The sequence below is a fragment of the Pseudomonas lini genome (assembly GCF_030812475.1).
Classification (GTDB): Bacteria; Pseudomonadota; Gammaproteobacteria; order Pseudomonadales; family Pseudomonadaceae; genus Aquipseudomonas; species Aquipseudomonas lini_A.
Genome location: NZ_JAUSSR010000001.1, coordinates 172,752 through 189,218, shown reverse-complemented (window position 1 = coordinate 189,218; position 16,467 = coordinate 172,752). Strand labels below are relative to the sequence as shown.

Here is a 16,467-nt window from a genome sequence, read left to right as displayed (position 1 = left end):
CCAATCATGGAAGGAAAGCGTTGTGAACCTCGTCGATACTCTGCGTTTGCTGGCACTTGCCGCCATTTGGGGGGCGAGCTTCCTGTTCATGCGCATCATTGCCCCGGTGATTGGCACGATCCCCACGGCTTTTTTCCGCGTGTCGATTGCGGCAGTCGGCTTGCTGGTGATCCTGGGCCTGATGCGCATCAGCTGGGACTTCAAAGGCAAACTCAAGACGGTGATGCTGCTGGGGATGATCAACTCCGGAATTCCCGCGACCCTTTATTCCGTCGCCGCCCAAGTGCTGCCGGCCGGTTACTCGGCGATTTTCAACGCCACGACGCCGCTGATGGGGGTGTTGATCGGGGGCCTGTTCTTCCATGAAAAACTCACCGCCGCCAAGCTCGGCGGGGTATTTCTCGGCCTGCTTGGCGTCGGCATCCTGACCCGGGCCGGGCCGGTGGCGTTCGACATGGACCTGCTGATGGGTGCCGTCGCCTGCCTGCTCGCCACCACCTGCTACGGTTTCGCCGGCTTCCTGGCACGCCGTTGGCTCGACCAGGCCGGCGGTCTCGACAGTCGCCTATCGGCGCTGGGCAGCATGCTGGGCGCGACGTTGTTGCTGCTGCCGCTGTTTGGCTACAGCTTGATCAGCCAGCCGCCAGCGAGCTGGGGCGGCTGGAGTGTCTGGCTGTCGCTGCTGGGATTGGGGCTGGTATGTACCGCGTTGGCGTACATTATTTACTTCCGCCTGCTCAGCTCGGTCGGGCCGGTGAAGTCGATGACCACGACCTTCCTGATTCCGCCGTTCGGGGTGTTGTGGGGGGCGATGTTGCTGGATGAGCCGTTGTCGATGGCGCATATCTATGGCGGGGTGTTGATTGCGGCGGCGTTGTGGTTGGTGTTGAAGCCTTCGGTGGTGAAGGCTTCCAAGGTGATTACCCGGTAGTTTTGCGGTGTTGCTGATGACGCCTTCGCGAGCAAGCCCGCTCCCACATTGGAACTTCGTTGCGACACAGATCAACTGCGGGCTCGCTCGCGAAGACGGAGGTCCAGACACCGCAAATCACAACGCTGCGGCACTCACCTCCCCATCCACCAACCGCCGAATCCCCAGCGGATTGGCATCCTGCAACGCCTCCGGCAACAACGCATCCGGATAATTCTGGAAGCACACCGGCCGCAGGAAACGGTCGATCGCCAGGGTGCCGACCGACGTTCCGCGTGAATCCGACGTCGCCGGGTACGGCCCGCCATGCACCATCGCCTCGCAGACCTCGACCCCGGTCGGATAACCATTGAGCAGAATCCGCCCGACCTTCTCCTGCAGCGACTCGGCCAGCCAGCGATACTCCAGCAGCTCGTCGGCCTCGCCGATCAGCGTCGCCGTCAATTGCCCGCGCAGGCCCTGCAGCGCCGCCGTCAGCTGCGCCCGATCCTCGACTTCAACGATGATGGTGGTCGGTCCGAAAACCTCTTCCTGAAGCAGTTCATCGCCCTTGAGCAACAGGCTGACATCCGCCTGGAACACTTGAGGATGAGCCTGACGGCCCTGTTGCGGCTTGCCCGCCAGATGCGTCAGCCCCGGATGTTCGTGCAGTTCGCCAAGGCATTTGCTGTAGCTGACCAGTGCGCCGGCGTTGAGCATGGTCTGCGGCGGTTGCTGATTCATGCTGGCGCAAAACGTTTCGACGAATGCGCTGAATTGTGGAGAGCGCAGGCCGATCACCAGGCCTGGATTGGTGCAGAACTGACCGCAACCCAATGTCACCGAACCGGCCAGCTGCGCGGCGATCTGTTCGCCACGCACCGCGAGCGCTGCGGGCAGCAGGAACACCGGGTTGATGCTCGACATCTCGGCAAACACCGGGATCGGCTGCGGCCGTGTCGCGGCCATGTGGCTCAGGGCATTGCCGCCCTTGAGCGAACCGGTGAAGCCCACGGCCTGGATCGCCGGGTGCTTGACCAGCCATTCACCGACGCCTCCGCCGTAAATCATGTTGAACACGCCGGTCGGCATTTCAGTGCGCTCGGCGGCGCGGATGATCGCATCCGCCACCCATTCGGCGGTCGCCATGTGGCCGCTGTGCGCCTTGAATACCACCGGGCAACCGGCGGCCAGTGCGGAAGCGGTGTCGCCACCGGCGGTGGAAAATGCCAGAGGAAAATTACTCGCGCCAAATACCGCGACCGGCCCTAAGGCGATGCGGTACTGACGCAGATCCGGACGCGGCAACGGCTGACGATCCGGCAGCGCCCGATCGATGCGCGCGCCATAAAAATCACCCCGGCGCAGGACCTTGGCGAACAGGCGCATCTGGCCGCTGGTGCGCCCGCGCTCACCTTGAATGCGCCCGGCCGGCAACGCAGTTTCGCGGCACACGGTGGCGACGAAATCATCGCCCAAGGCATCGATTTCATCGGCGATGGCGTCGAGGAACAACGCACGTTTTTCCGCGCTGAGGTTGCGGTAGATCGGGTACGCAGCCGCGGCAGCATTGGCGGCGGCATCCACTTCGGCTTCGGTTGCCTGGAAGAAGCTGCCGGGCAGTGGTTCACCGCTGGTCGCGTCGAGGCTTTGCAGCTGCAGGGTGCCGTTGGCGCTGCGCCGGCCGCCGATGTAGTTGTGTCCGAGTAGCGTGGTCATTTCGCATTTCCTTGATCGATGGCAGACCTGTAGGAGCCGGCTTGCCGGCGAAGGCCATGGCAGGGCAAACATCAACGTCGCTTGCCAAATCGCTATCGCCGGCGAGCCGGCTCCTACAGGGGTCAGAGTGTGCGCACCTGGCCGATGGCCAATGGCTGAGCGCTTTCGCCGATGCCGTTTTCCAGCGGTGCGCCGAACTCAGCGAGGCTGACCTGGAAACGATCCCCCGGCTGGGTTTTCACCCCGTCGGCAAACGACAGCGTGGCGGTGCCGAAGTAATGCACGTGGACATCGCCCGGACGCAGGAACTGCGCATATTTGAAGTGGTGGAATTCGAGGTTGGCGAGGCTGTGGCACATGTTGTCTTCGCCGCTGAGAAACTCTTTTTCCCAGATCGTTTCGCCGTTGCGCGTGATGCGGCTGGTGCCCGCCAGGTGCCTGGGCAGTTCACCGACCCGCAGCTCCGGGCCGTAGGCGCAGTAGCGCAGTTTCGAGTGGGCGAGGTACAGGTAATTGCGGCGCTCCATCACATGGTCGGAGAACTCGTTGCCCAAGGCATAACCGACCCGATAGGGCTGGCCGTCGTCACCGATCACGTAGAGACCGGTCAACTCAGGCTCTTCGCCGGCGTCTTCGGCAAACGGCGGCACGGGGAAGTCCGCGCCGGGGCGCACGACGATGCTGCCGTCGCCCTTGTAGAACCATTCCGGCTGCGCACCGACCTGGCCGGCCGCTGGTTTGCCGCCCTCCAGGCCCCATTTGAAGATGCGCATGGTGTCGGTCATGCCCGCTTCGACCGCACCGTCCTGCTGATGCATCTTGTCCCGCGCCGAGGCGCTGCCCAGGTGAGTCAGGCCAGTGCCGCTGATCAGGCAATGGGCCGGGTCTTCATGGTCCAGCGGCGGCAGCACCTTGCCCTGTTGCAACAGTTGCGCGTAATCCGGGCCCGGCTCGGTGCCGCGCAAGGCGACTTCGTCCTGCAGGCTGCGCTGGGCGCGGATCGCCGCGAGTGCCAGTTCACGGGTGCTTCGGGTATCACGCAGCACTTGAACCTGTGAACCTTCGACGAGTCCGACCTGGCGCTCCCCGGCGGTGTTTTCAAATTGAATCAGGCGCATGTCCGGCCCTCCAGAAAGTCGTGAATTTGTGGCGAGGGGCTTGGCGAAACGTCGCCCCGCCCCGTTGGGCTGCGACGCAGTCGTGAATCCGATCAACCCAGTCCATTGAACGGGGCTGGATCGCTTTGCAGCCCAACGGGGCGGGGCGACGTTTCGCTAAATCCCCTCGCCTCAAGGTCACTCGATGATGTTGAAGTCGCTCAGGTATTCATCGGAGATTTCCAGGCCCAGACCCGGCTTGTTGTCGTCGAGCTGGATGTAGCCGTTGACCGGTTGTGGCTCGCCCTTGAACACGTAGTAAAACAGTTCGTTGCCGACTTCGACGTCGAACACCGGGAAGAATTCGGCCATCGGCGAGGCGGTGGTGGACATGGTCAGGTGGTAGTTGTGCATCTGCCCGGCGTGCGGAATCACCGGCACCGACCAGGCTTCGGCCATGGCGTTGATCTTGCGCGCGGCGGTGATGCCGCCGACGCGGTTGGTGTCGTACTGGATCACGTCGATGGCGCGGCGTTCCAGCAGATCCTTGAAGCCGTAGGAAGTGAATTCATGCTCGCCGCCGGAGATCGGCATGATGCCCATTTTTTTCAGCTCGATATAACCTTCGATGTCGTCGGCGATCACCGGTTCTTCGAGCCAGCGTGGTTCGAACTCGGCGAGTTTGGGCAACATGCGACGGGCGTATTCCAGGGTCCAGCCCATGTAGCATTCGAGCATGATGTCGATGTCCGGGCCGGCCAGTTCGCGCAGCGCGCGCACTTGCTCGATGTTCTTGCGCATGCCCGCCGGACCGTCTTTGGGGCCGTAGCCGAAACGCATTTTCAACGCGGTGAAGCCTTGATTCAGATACCCCTGGGCTTCTTCGAGGAACAGGTCCAGGTTGTCATTGGCGTAAAGCTTGGAGGCGTAGGTCCAGATTTTTTCCTTGGTCCGCCCGCCGAGCAGTTTGAACACCGGCTTGTTCACGGCTTTGCCCATGATGTCCCAGATGGCGATGTCGATCGCCGAGATCGCCGCCATGCCGATGCCTTTACGGCCCCAGGCGTGGCTCTGACGGTACATTTTCTGCCAGATGTATTCGTTGTCGAACGGGTCTTCGCCGATGGCGATCGGTGCCAGGTAGGTGTCGATGATTTCCTTGGCCACACGCGGCGCCAAGGCGCAGTTACCGATGCCGACAAGACCGGTGTCAGTCTCGACTTCCACCACCAGCCAGCCATGGAAACGGAATGAGCCCATGGCATCGCCGCGCTCGAACAGGATGTCGCTGGCGTTGGTGCAGAAGTGCGCTTGCGGTGGGACGACTTTGCCTTTCCACTCGAAAACGCGGGTACGGATGGCTTTGATTTTCATGAATACAATTCCTTGCGCTGCCGGCTTTTTTGTCGTTGTCGGGTCGCTGCGCGGAGCCGCTCGTAAGGGTCGGTCCGGGCATTCGATGGAGCGAATTTAGCCAGCGCTTGAGGGTGGAGGATAATCACTTATGCGTATCCGGCGATAACCTGGGGTGATAGGTAAAAGCAGTTGTTGAGTAGATCGAGTTATCAGGCACCACACAAAAAAGTAGGAGCTGGCTTGCCAGCGAAAGCGGTCTTACAGTCACCTCATGTGTGTCTGTCAGGCCGTCTTCGCTGGCAAGCCAGCTCCTACAGGGTTTTGCGTTGATCACAAAAATCGAGCACCACCATCAAATCCCTGTGGGAGCGAGCCTGCTCGCGATAGCGGTCTGACAGCCGCCTCAGGTGTGTCTGTCAGGCCGTCTTCGCTGGCAAGCCAGCTCCTACAGGGTTTTGTGTTGATCACAAAAATCGAGCACCACCATCAAATCCCTGTGGGAGCGAGCTTGCTCGCGATAGCGGTCTGACAGCCACCTCAGGTGTGTTTGTCAGGCTGTCTTCGCTGGCAAGCCAGCTACTACAGGGTGCACGGTGGACAAAGTATTGGTGTTGTTTCAGAGACCGGGGTCAGTAGCTGTTGGCACCCATCCGGCACGCAATCTCGAACGCCTGGCGGATCGCTCCGACATTCGCCTTGCCCTGCCCCGCGATATCAAATGCAGTACCGTGGGCGGGTGTCGTAATCGGGATCGGCAACCCGCCCTGCACGGTCACGCCACGGGAAAAACCCATCAACTTGATCGCGATCTGGCCCTGGTCGTGATACATGGTCACCACCGCGTCGAAAGCACTGGCATCGCCCTGCACCTTGAGGAAAATCGTGTCCCCCGGATACGGTCCTTCAGCCGCAATCCCCAGCGCCTTGGCTGAACGTACAGCCGGGCCGATGATGTCCAGCTCTTCGCGCCCGAATGAGCCGTTGTCGCCGTTGTGCGGATTCAACCCACACACTCCGATGCGCGGTTTCTCAAGGCCATTGCGTTTGAGCGCCGTGTCGATCAGCTGGATCGCCTCCACCACCCGCGCCTGGGTGAGCATGCCCGGCACATCGGCCAGGGCGACGTGGGACGTCACCCGGGAAGTCCAGAGATTGTCGAGCACGTTGAATTCGCAGAACGGCCCGTGGAAATCCAGTAGCTCGGCGAACCAGTGCAGTTCGTCGCTGTGGGCCATTCCGGCCATGTGCAACGAGGTCTTGTTCAACGGCCCGAACAGCACCGCGTCGGTGCTGCCGGCCTCGGTCAGGCGCAAGGCCTTTTCCAGGGTGTCGAGGCTGTAGCGACCACCGATGACACTGGCTTCACTGCGCGCAAATTCGCCAATGGTGTCGCCACGGAAGTCATAGAACAGCGGCGTGTCATCGCGAAAGTCCAACTGGTCCAGAGACTCCACGCGACGATAGGGAAACTCGGTCCCGGCGATGCGCATGCCACGGCACATTTCCGCCTCGTCGGCAATCAGAATCACATTGGCCTGCCTGCGCACGTCGGGCTCGCCGAGCAGGCGCGCGATCAGTTCCGGGCCGATGCCCGCCGGGTCACCCAGGACCATGGCGATGGATGTCTTGTTCATGCTTCACTCCTCAAGGGTTCTGGCCGTGTCCGGTCAATGACGCCAGGCTCGCAACGATAAACCCGTTGCGCGTTGCTGTAGAACAATCGCTCCTGATCGGCCCGCGGCAGATCAGCAACAATGGATTTGAAACCGTTGTAAATGTCACTGAACGAGCCGCACAGGCCGTCCACTGGAAAGTTGCTGGCGAACATCACTCGACCGCAACCGTACATCGCGATCACTTCGCGCACGATCCAGGCATTGTCCTTGGCGCGCCAGGCCTGGCCGCGCAACCCAAGGCCGGAGATTTTCACCTGCACGTTCGGCCATTGGGCCAGCCGCGCCATCGCCAGACGCCAACCCACCAGGCCCTCGGCACTGCGGTCGCTCGGCAACCCGGCGTGGTTGAGTATCAGCGTGGTGCCGGGAAAATCCCGGGCCAATCGTTCGGCTTCGTGCAAATTCCACCAGGGCGTCTGCAAGTCGAAGTGCAGCCCCAGCCCTTGCAATGCAGCGTAACTGCGTCGCCAACGCTCGTCGCTCATCAGGCTGCGCACATGGCCAACTTGCGCCGGCGTCGTCGGGCCGCCGGGTTTGTGGCGGACGCTGCGCACGCACTTGTAACTCGCTTGCTCGGCCATTACCGCAATGGCGTCGGGATGGTCCAGCCAGGCTTGTGCGACGATTGCATTCGGTACGCCATAACGGGCGGCCAGTCGTTCGATGAAGCGGGTTTCGCCAATCGGGTCATTCGGGTCCCATTCGGTCTCTATGTACACCGTCTTCACCACGTCATGAAGACCGGCATCGGCGAAGTAGTCCTCGGGAAAATAGCGACGCTTGAGCGCACTGCAGTCACCGTACGGAAACGGGATATTGGCCTCGGACGCCAACCAGGGATGGGCATTGATCGACGGGTCCCAGAAGTGATGATGGGCGTCGATGATCGGCCCATTCCAAAGCTCACCCATTGGGCACCTCGTCGAGTTCGTGGACTGGTGAGCACTATCAAAGGCTCAGCGATAACCGTCCAATCAAAACTTGAAATAAGGCGATAGCCTCGGGTTATGTCAAGCCCTGCTTTCAGGTGTCTTGCGGGGTCTTGCGCCTATGCCGGCTTTCCACTCAAATGGCTCTGGCACAAGCCTCCTGGCGAGACAGGCGATTTCGCATCTGGCGACCTATAACCCCAGGCTATCGGCGTATGTATTGTTTTGACTAGACGCGAAGGCAGCGCCTTCCCACACTCACTCCAGGCTTGCAACTTCTCAACCGACAAGTCATCCATAACAACTACAAAAACGAGGCCCTTCCATGCGAAATGCATTCGTCCGTCGCACGTCCCGTCTGGCTCTTGGTTGCACACTGGTCGCCGCGGGGATCCTCCCGGCTCTGGCCCATGCCTGGCAACCGGACAAGAACGTCGAAATCGTCGTCGCCGGAGGTCCCGGTGGCGGCACCGACCAGCTCGGTCGCCTGATCCAGTCAATCATCACCACCCACAAGTTCCTCGACGTCAATACCATCGTCCTGAACAAGGGCGGCGGCAATGGCGCCGAAGCCTTCCTCGACCTGAAAATGAACAAGGGCGATGCGGAAAAACTGGTGATCGGCACCAACAACATCTACCTGTTGCCGCTGGTGTCCAAGCTCGGTTATCAATGGCAGGAACTGACCCCGGTGGCGGCCGTGGCCGAGGATGACTTCATTCTCTGGAGCTACAAAGGCGCACCGTGGAAAGATGCCAAGGGCTTCTACGAAGCCGTCAAGGCCGACCCGTCGAAACTGCGCATGGGCGGTAGCCAGTCCAAGGATGTCGATCAGACCCTGACCCTGCTGTTGAACCAGACCAACAACAGCAAACTGGTGTACATCCCGTTCAAGAGCGGCAGTGAAGCGGCGACCCAACTGGCCGGCAAACACATCGCCGCCAACGTCAACAATCCCAGCGAAAGCATCAGCCAATGGCGTGGCGACCAGGTCGAGCCGCTCTGCGTATTCAGCAAGGAGCGCATGAGCTACACCGAGAAAGTCGCCGGCGATAAAGCCTGGGCCGACGTTCCGACCTGCCACGAACAGGGCCTGGGCATCGATCAGTACCGCTTCCCGCGCACTGTGTTCATGCCTGGCGAAGTCACCGCCGAACAGCGCGCGTTCTATGTCGAGCTGATGCGCAAAGTCACCGAGACCCCGGAGTTCAAGGCCTACGTCAAGCAGAACGCGCTGGTACCGACGTTCCTCGAAGGCGAGCCATTGACCGCCTACATTGAAAAAGACACTGCTCGCGTTACCCCGGTGTTCAAAGAAGCCGGCTGGCTGAAAAACTGAGTTGCCCGCGGCCGTCCGCCTGCGCACGGCCGTCACCTGCTGGAGGTGTTTTCATGTCCCAATCTTCGGATTCACCGGCACTGGTCGGTACCCGCTGGGTCGAACTCGGTCTGACACTCTTCACCACGCTGATCGGCGTGGTGGTGATGTACGGCAGCGTCGAACAGGGTATCGGCTGGGGCGATTCCGGCCCAGAGCCGGGTTACTTCCCCTTTTACATCGGCCTGCTGTTGAGCGCCGCGAGTGTGGGCAACGGCGTGTTGACCCTGGTGCGCTGGAAAGCGCTGAGCATTTCATTTGTCAGCCGTAGCGCGTTCAGGCAAGTGCTGTCGGTGTTCATCCCGATTGCGCTGTTCGTCGCGGCCATGCCGTTCACCGGAATCTATGTGGCCTCGGCCTGTTTCATCGCCTGGTTCATGTGGCATGACAAAACCCGCGTCAAACCTTATGGCAAGTTGATGATCGCGACTATATCCCTCGGTGCAGTCCTCGCCAGCTACCTGATTTTCGCACTGTGGTTCAAGGTCCCGCTGGATGCCGGCCCTCTTGGCGACTGGATTGCCCTGGCCGAGAGACATTTCAAATGAGCGAGTTCGATTCGCTGCTGCAAGGCATGAACCTGATCCTGACCCCCGGCCATATCGGCCTGATGGTGATCGGCGTGCTGCTGGGTATCCTGGTCGGCGTATTGCCCGGCCTCGGCGCCCCCAATGGCGTGGCGTTGCTGCTGCCGCTGACGTTCACCATGTCGCCGGTGTCGGCGATCATCCTGTTGTCTTGCATGTATTGGGGCGCGCTGTTCGGCGGCTCGATCACCTCGATCCTGTTCAACATACCCGGCGAGCCCTCATCGGTGGCGACCACCTTCGACGGCTACCCGATGGCCCGCGAAGGTCGTGCCGCCGAAGCACTGACCGCCGCGTTCAGCTCGGCGTTGATCGGCGCGTTGGCCGGGGTGTTGTTGCTGACCTTCCTGTCGACAAAGATCGCCGCGTTCGCCATGTCCTTCAGTTCGCCGGAGTTCTTCGCGGTGTACCTGTTGGCGTTCTGTACCTTCATCGGCATGAGCAAGAACCCGCCCCTGAAAACCGTGGTGGCGATGATGATCGGTTTCGCCATGGCCGCGGTCGGCATGGACACGGTCTCGGGCAACCTGCGCCTGACCTTCGACCAGCCGGCCCTGATGACGGGCATCAGTTTCGAAGTGGCGGTCATCGGCCTGTTTGGCATTGGCGAAATCCTTTGCACCGTCGAGGAAGGCCTGGTGTTCCGCGGCGAGCATGCACGCATCACACCCATGGTGATCCTGCGCACTTGGGCCAAGCTGCCCCGTTACTGGTGGACCATTGTGCGCAGCACCCTGGTCGGCTGCTGGATGGGCATCACCCCTGGCGGACCCACTGCGGCATCGTTCATGAGCTACAGCCTGGCACGACGCTTCTCGAAGAACCGCGAGAACTTCGGCAAGGGTGAACTCGAAGGCGTGATCGCCCCGGAAACCGCCGACCATGCGGCCGGCACCAGCGCGCTGCTGCCGATGTTGACCCTGGGCATTCCCGGTTCGGCCACCGCCGCCGTGATGCTCGGCGGGTTGATGATCTGGGGCCTGCACCCTGGACCGACGCTGTTCGTCGAGCAACATGACTTCGTCTGGGGCCTGATCGCGAGCATGTACCTGGGCAACGTGGTGAGTCTGATCGTGGTGCTGGCCACCGTGCCGCTGTTCGCGTCGATCCTGCGCATTCCGTTCTCGATCATTGCACCGATCATCATCATGGTCTGCGCGATCGGTGCCTACTCCGTGCACAACTCGTTCTTCGACGTGGTGCTGATGCTCGGCTTTGGCGCGCTGGGTTATCTGTTCAAGAAACTCGGTTACCCGATCGCACCGCTGGTTCTCGCCGCCGTGCTGGGGGACAAGGCTGAAGATACGTTCCGTCAGTCGATGCTGTTCTCCGACGGCCACATCGGGATCTTCTGGTCGAACCCGCTGGTAGGCGGCCTGACCACGGCAGCGCTGCTGATGTTGTTCTGGCCGCTGATTTCCAAGGCGCTGCAAACCCTGACGGGCCTGCGCAAACCCCAGGTCGCGAAGCCAAAATCGGTGCTGTGACACAGCAATGCTGGCAACGCCTGACATTTGTTGTCAGGCTTGCCGCAGTCCTTTTTGCGAGCACGGCCCATGACCCGAATTCCTGTTGCCAATGTGATCCACAGTCGACTGCGTCTGCGTCAGCTACGGCTGATGCTGGCGTTGCAGGAATTCGGCTCGTTGCGCCGCGCCGCCGACCACATCGGCATGACCCAACCGGCCGCGACCAAGATGCTGCACGAAGCCGAGGACCTGCTGGGTGTGGAGCTCTTCGAGCGGCTGCCCCGGGGCATGCGTTCTACCCCGTTCGGGGAAACCGTCACCTATTACGCTCGCATGGTATTCGCCGAACTCAGCGGCATGCGTGAAGAGCTGGTCGCACTCGAATCCGGCAACCTCGGGCGGGTAGCGGTCGGCGCGATTCCGGCGCTGGCCTCAGGCTTGTTGACCCGCACCATCGCGACCTTGAAACAAAGCCATCCACGGTTATCCATGAGCATCCAGGTCGACACCAGCGACGTGCTGGTGCAGGCGCTGTTGCAGGACCAGCTGGATATCGTGCTGGGGCGGATTCCGGCGGGAGCGCGGGCCGAGAGTTGCTGTTCGACAGCTTGGGTGAAGAAGCGCTCTGCGTGATTGCCGGTGCGCAAAATCCCCTGGCGAAAGAAAAGCAATTGAGCTGGGCGGAACTGCAGAACATGACCTGGGTACTGCAACAGCATCCAAGCCCGATGCGCGCGATCATCAATCAGGTGTTCCACAACGCACGGGTCGATATCCCCAGCAGCATTGTCGAAACCACCTCGATCATGACCCTGCTGTCATTGATACAGCAGACCGACATGCTCGGCGTGACACCGGTGTCGGTGGTCGAGGACTATCCGGGCCGTGATCTGCTGGCCGTGTTGCCTATCAAGTTCGAAGCCCGATTGCCGCCCTATGGGCTGATCACCCGGCGTCATCGCATCCAGTCGTCGGCGATGCAGGCGTTCATGAATTCAGTGCGGGCGGAACATTCGCAGGTGTAGGTGTAGGTGTAGGTGTAGGTGTAGGAGCGAGCTTGCTCGCGAAAATTTGAAGGACGACGCTCTTATCCAGGAATTACGCGTCATCGTTAACGTCCATCGCGAGCGAGCTCGCTCCTACAGGGGACCGGTGTTTGATTCGGGAAAATGCATCAACCGAACAACCAATACCCCAACAACGTCAAGACGATGACCGCCAATACTGGCCGCATTACGCGGTACGCCTTGGGGTTACGACGCTTCCACTGCTTGATCCCGCCACTGAAGCTGTCGCCGAAGTTCTTGCTCCAGGCATAGGCCTGGTTGATCCCGCCCACCCGCTCGTCATCCAGGTTCTGCGGTGCGGTGGCGCGGCCCAGGAAGCCACTGACCCAACGGTTGATGCGGGTCATGACGCGGTTGCTCAGCGGGCGTTCGACATCGCAGAACAGGATGACCCGGGTCATTTGCGTTTCGTTCTTGACCCAGTGCACATACGTCTCGTCGAACATTACGTCCTCGCCATCACGCCAGGCGTAAATCTGACCATCGACGAAAATGCGGCAGTCGTCGGAATTCGGCGTCGACAGCCCCAAGTGATAACGCAGGGATCCGGCAAACGGATCGCGGTGCGGGTTGAGGTGACTGCCGCCCGGCAGCAAGGCGAACATGGCACCTTTGACGTTGGGAATGCCACTGAGCAGGGCCACGGTTTTCGGGCACAGGGTTTGTGCCGACGGCAGCGGTTTGTCATACCACTTGAGATAGAAACGCTTCCAGCCCTTCTTGAAGAACGAGCCGAAACCGGCGTCGTTGTTTTTTTCGGCCGCGCGGATGTAGCCCTCGTCGAACAGGTGCATCGCTTCGTCGCGGATGACTTCCCAGTTATCCTTGAGTACATCCAGCTCGGGGAATTTGCTGCGATCCAGATAGGGCCTGGACGGTACGCTGGAGAACAGGTACATCAAGGCGTTATAGGGGGCAAACAGGGCCGAATGGTTGACAAACTGGCGCAGGACCGGCAATCGCGCCCTGCCGCGCAAATGCACATAAAGAGTACTGCCCATAAACAGCAGCAACAGCGACGCCTTCGCGGCAAGTGAAAAGGTCATCAGCAACTCCTTGATAATCGACACTCTGCACAACGCCATTTACCCGACGTTGCAGCCAGCATGATAAACAGTACCGGCGTCGGGAAAAACCCGCACAAATCAACATTCAGTGTTGAGGAATATGCAACAAAGCACTTCTAACACAAGGCTCCTGAACGGGGGCTGACGTGGGTCATTCCCCGTTCACAAACCAGATCAAAAACCAGATCAAAAGATCGCAGTCTGCGATCTTTTGATTATTTCAGTTACTGCTGAGTCTCCTGGTCGGTAAACAGATCACTGAACAACATGCTCGACAGATAACGCTCGCCGGAATCGGGCAGGATCACCACGATGGTCTTGCCCTGCATTTCCGGGGTTTCCGCCAGTCGAACCGCTACAGCCATTGCCGCGCCAGAGGAGATCCCGCACAAAATTCCTTCTTCCTGCATCAAACGCAGGGCCATGGCCTTGGACTCTTCATCGCTGACCAGCTCGACCCGATCGACCATCGACAGATCCAGGTTTTTCGGCACGAAACCGGCCCCGATACCCTGGATCTTGTGCGGGCTCGGCTTGATCTCTTCCCCGGCAAGTGCCTGGCTGATGACCGGAGATGACACCGGCTCCACGGCCACCGAAATGATCGGTTTGCCTTGGGTATTCTTGATATACCGCGAAACCCCGGTAATGGTTCCACCCGTCCCGACGCCAGCCACCAATACATCGACCGCACCATCGGTATCGTTCCAGATTTCCGGGCCGGTGGTTTTCTCGTGAATCGCCGGGTTGGCCGGGTTGTCGAACTGCGCGGGCATGAAATAGTTGGACGGGGCGCTGGCAACAATTTCAGCTGCTTTCTCGATCGCCCCCTTCATGCCCTTGGCCGGTTCGGTCAAGACCAGCTCGGCACCGAGCGCCTTGAGCACTTTGCGTCGCTCGATGCTCATGGAGGACGGCATGGTCAGCAGCAACTTGTAACCGCGCGCCGCGGCAACGAACGCGAGGCCGATACCCGTATTGCCCGAAGTCGGCTCGACGATGGTCATGCCTGCTTTGAGTTTTCCGGAGCTTTCGGCGTCCCAGATCATGTTCGCGCCGATCCGGCACTTGACCGAATAACCCGGGTTGCGCCCTTCGATCTTGGTCAGGATGGTCACGCCGCGCGGGGCGATGCGGTTGATCTGCACCAGCGGCGTATTGCCAATGGAGTGGGCGTTGTCAGCGAAAATACGGCTCATGGCTGGGTCCTTGTACAGCGTTGAATAAGCCCTCCAAGGTAAGCCTGTTGCCTGTGGTCGTCCAGTCAGTCGAACGTCCGGTTACAACAACAGTCAATGGCTTTACATCGCCAGAGATTTGCCATCATGAAACGGAGATACCGTTGGCCGCTGTGGACGCTAGCCGGCCTGGTCGTACTGCTGATTGCCCTGCATTTCGCCCTGCCCTACATGGTGCGCAACTACCTGAACGACAAGCTGGCGGACATGGGCGACTACCGTGGCCAGATCGTCGATGTGGATCTGGCCCTGTGGCGCGGCGCTTATAAAATCAACGGGCTGAAAATCGTCAAGGTCGACGGCAAAGTCCCGGTACCCTTCGTCAACGCGCCGCTGATCGACCTCTCCGTCAGTTGGCACTCGCTCTGGTACGACCACGCGGTGGTGGCCGAGGTGCAGTTCATCAAGCCAGAAGTGAACTTCGTCGACGGCGGCGCCAACAAGCAAAACTCCCAGACCGGCCAGGGCACCGACTGGCGGGCGCAACTGGGCAAGTTGCTGCCGATCACCCTGAACGAAGTACGCATCAACGACGGCAAGATCAGCTTCCGAAACTTCAATTCAAAACCACCCGTCAACATGAACGCCACCCAGGTCGACGCCAGTATTTATAACCTGACCAACGTGGCCGACACCGAAGGAAAACGCGATGCTCGCTTCGAAGGCAAAGCGATGCTGCTGGGACACGCGCCCTTGGAAACCACCGCCACCTTCGACCCGCTGAGCAACTTTGAAGACTTTGAATTCCGGCTGCGCGCGAGGAACATCGAACTCAAGCGCATGAACGACTTCGCTTCAGCCTATGGCAAGTTCGATTTCAACGCCGGCCATGGTGATGTGGTGATCGAGGCGCAGGCCAAAAAGGCAAAATTAACGGGTTACATCAAACCGCTGCTCAAGGATGTGGACGTGTTCAATTGGCAGCAGGATGTGGAGAACAAGGACAAAGGGATTTTCCGTTCCATCTGGGAGGCCATCGTCGGCGGCTCCGAAACCGTATTGAAAAACCAGGGTAAGAACCAGTTTGCAACCCGTGTCGAACTGAGCGGCAATGTGCATCGGCAAGATATCAGCGCGTTCCAGGCGTTTTTGCAGATTTTACGTAATGGTTTCATTCAGGCATTCAATGCCCGGTATGAACGGCCGAAGCCGGATGCGGGTTAAGGCTTGCGCTTGACGGTATAGCGACCGGTCTCCTCAGCCGCTTGCGCCGGATTTCGCTGCTGCAGAAAATCCCAACCCAGGCACGCCAGGGCCAACGACCGCGGCACTGCTTCACGGCCACTGCTGTAGCGGGTAATGCTTCGTGCACTGACACCCAGCGCCTCGGCCGCCTGATTGAGCGCCAACCCGGTGCGCGCGCGCCAATCGATGAAGATCCGGGTGTTTTCGTCCGAGGCGTTTTGTGCAAGCGCATCCAGGTAGAGCGTGTCGGCGCCAATCTGAATGTCCGGTTCAGGCCACTCGACACTCCAGCCATCATCGCCCAGGGTTGCACCTTCGAAAGCGCCGGACTCCAGCAAAGGCTGCAAGCCAGCATAGGCGCGCAGGTCACGACTCAAATCGAGAGTCAGTTGCTGACCGTCGATATAGGTCAGTGCAAGGTGGTAATCCGGCAATGCCTGCACGGCTGACAGCCGTGGTCGTTTCATGGGTAACATCGTTTCCAGTCCTCCAGCAATTGCGCCTGATGGGCCCTGACCCACTCCAGCGCTTCCTTGATAATCAGCGGCGGCGCCTTGCCCACCATCACTGCGACGGTTTCCAGGCTGAGCATCACATCAAGCCCACCGCCAGTCAGATGCACATGGGGTGGAGGATGATCCTTCTCGCGCAACTGAATGCGGTATGTACCGCGAAATCGATATTTAGTAGACATGCCCCGCAAGCTATCGCCAAAATGGCGATAGCTCAATACTGGCCCGGCGCCGAGACTGAGTCAAGATGTGACGCCCCATTCAGAGACTGAATAAG

The 16,467-nt window shown here is 60.2% G+C and carries 14 protein-coding genes and 1 pseudogene; 6 read left to right on the top strand and 9 right to left on the bottom strand.

All coding sequences use genetic code 11. The features are described from left to right. Positions 1-22: 22 nt before the first annotated feature. A complete protein-coding gene (locus J2W17_RS00970; protein ID WP_307327803.1) occupies positions 23-931 on the top strand; it encodes a DMT family transporter in 909 nt (302 codons plus the stop codon). Positions 932-1,048: 117 nt separating this feature from the next. Here J2W17_RS00970 and J2W17_RS00965 read toward each other — a convergent pair whose 3' ends face one another. The 5 genes from J2W17_RS00965 to J2W17_RS00945 form a co-directional block, all read right to left on the bottom strand. Next, positions 1,049-2,629, bottom strand: coding sequence for an aldehyde dehydrogenase (NADP(+)) (locus J2W17_RS00965; protein WP_307327801.1), 1,581 nt, complete (start codon positions 2,627-2,629; stop codon positions 1,049-1,051). A gap of 122 nt (positions 2,630-2,751) precedes the next feature. Then, positions 2,752-3,747 (bottom strand): AraD1 family protein, encoded by a 996-nt coding sequence (gene araD1, locus J2W17_RS00960; RefSeq protein WP_307327797.1) that lies wholly within the window; start codon positions 3,745-3,747, stop codon positions 2,752-2,754. 177 nt (positions 3,748-3,924) lie between these two features. Next, positions 3,925-5,100, bottom strand: coding sequence for an L-rhamnonate dehydratase (locus J2W17_RS00955; protein ID WP_150745842.1), 1,176 nt, complete (start codon positions 5,098-5,100; stop codon positions 3,925-3,927). A 611-nt stretch (positions 5,101-5,711) separates the two neighbouring features. Then, complete coding sequence (locus J2W17_RS00950; RefSeq protein WP_307327791.1) at positions 5,712-6,716, bottom strand: 4-hydroxythreonine-4-phosphate dehydrogenase PdxA; 1,005 nt, start codon at positions 6,714-6,716, stop codon at positions 5,712-5,714. Continuing rightward, complete coding sequence (locus J2W17_RS00945) at positions 6,713-7,669, bottom strand: amidohydrolase family protein (protein WP_307327787.1); 957 nt, start codon at positions 7,667-7,669, stop codon at positions 6,713-6,715. The genes J2W17_RS00950 and J2W17_RS00945 overlap by 4 nt, the downstream gene beginning before the upstream one ends. 343 nt (positions 7,670-8,012) lie before the next feature. Between J2W17_RS00945 and J2W17_RS00940 the strand changes: the two genes are divergently transcribed. The 4 genes and pseudogenes from J2W17_RS00940 to J2W17_RS00925 all read left to right on the top strand — a co-directional run bounded on the left by J2W17_RS00940 (position 8,013) and on the right by J2W17_RS00925 (position 12,146). Continuing rightward, positions 8,013-9,026, top strand: coding sequence for a Bug family tripartite tricarboxylate transporter substrate binding protein (locus tag J2W17_RS00940; protein WP_307327783.1), 1,014 nt, complete (start codon positions 8,013-8,015; stop codon positions 9,024-9,026). 53 nt (positions 9,027-9,079) lie between these two features. Next, on the top strand, positions 9,080-9,613 hold the full coding sequence (locus J2W17_RS00935; RefSeq protein ID WP_307327780.1) for a tripartite tricarboxylate transporter TctB family protein: 534 nt from the start codon (positions 9,080-9,082) through the stop codon (positions 9,611-9,613). After that, complete coding sequence (locus J2W17_RS00930) at positions 9,610-11,139, top strand: tripartite tricarboxylate transporter permease (RefSeq protein ID WP_307327777.1); 1,530 nt, start codon at positions 9,610-9,612, stop codon at positions 11,137-11,139. Before J2W17_RS00935 ends, J2W17_RS00930 begins: the two co-directional genes overlap by 4 nt. 69 nt (positions 11,140-11,208) lie before the next feature. Beyond that, positions 11,209-12,146, top strand: a pseudogene (locus tag J2W17_RS00925) (LysR family transcriptional regulator). 149 nt (positions 12,147-12,295) lie between these two features. Here the strand turns inward: J2W17_RS00925 and J2W17_RS00920 are convergent. After that, complete coding sequence (locus J2W17_RS00920) at positions 12,296-13,234, bottom strand: aspartyl/asparaginyl beta-hydroxylase domain-containing protein (RefSeq protein ID WP_307327774.1); 939 nt, start codon at positions 13,232-13,234, stop codon at positions 12,296-12,298. 245 nt (positions 13,235-13,479) lie between these two features. Further along, positions 13,480-14,454 (bottom strand): cysteine synthase A, encoded by a 975-nt coding sequence (gene cysK / locus J2W17_RS00915; protein WP_307327771.1) that lies wholly within the window; start codon positions 14,452-14,454, stop codon positions 13,480-13,482. A gap of 96 nt (positions 14,455-14,550) precedes the next feature. Here cysK and J2W17_RS00910 point away from each other — a divergent pair, with 96 nt between their 5' ends. Beyond that, positions 14,551-15,657 carry a DUF748 domain-containing protein gene (locus J2W17_RS00910; RefSeq protein ID WP_444965456.1) on the top strand — a complete coding sequence of 369 codons (1,107 nt, stop codon included), beginning with the start codon at positions 14,551-14,553 and terminating at the stop codon, positions 15,655-15,657. Here the strand turns inward: J2W17_RS00910 and J2W17_RS00905 are convergent. Both J2W17_RS00905 and J2W17_RS00900 read right to left on the bottom strand, forming a co-directional pair. Further along, positions 15,654-16,154, bottom strand: coding sequence for a DUF2442 domain-containing protein (locus tag J2W17_RS00905; RefSeq protein ID WP_307327766.1), 501 nt, complete (start codon positions 16,152-16,154; stop codon positions 15,654-15,656). The two genes, J2W17_RS00910 and J2W17_RS00905, sit on opposite strands and share 4 nt — an antisense overlap. Continuing rightward, positions 16,142-16,372, bottom strand: coding sequence for a DUF4160 domain-containing protein (locus tag J2W17_RS00900; protein WP_307327762.1), 231 nt, complete (start codon positions 16,370-16,372; stop codon positions 16,142-16,144). The genes J2W17_RS00905 and J2W17_RS00900 overlap by 13 nt, the downstream gene beginning before the upstream one ends. Positions 16,373-16,467: the final 95 nt, after the last annotated feature.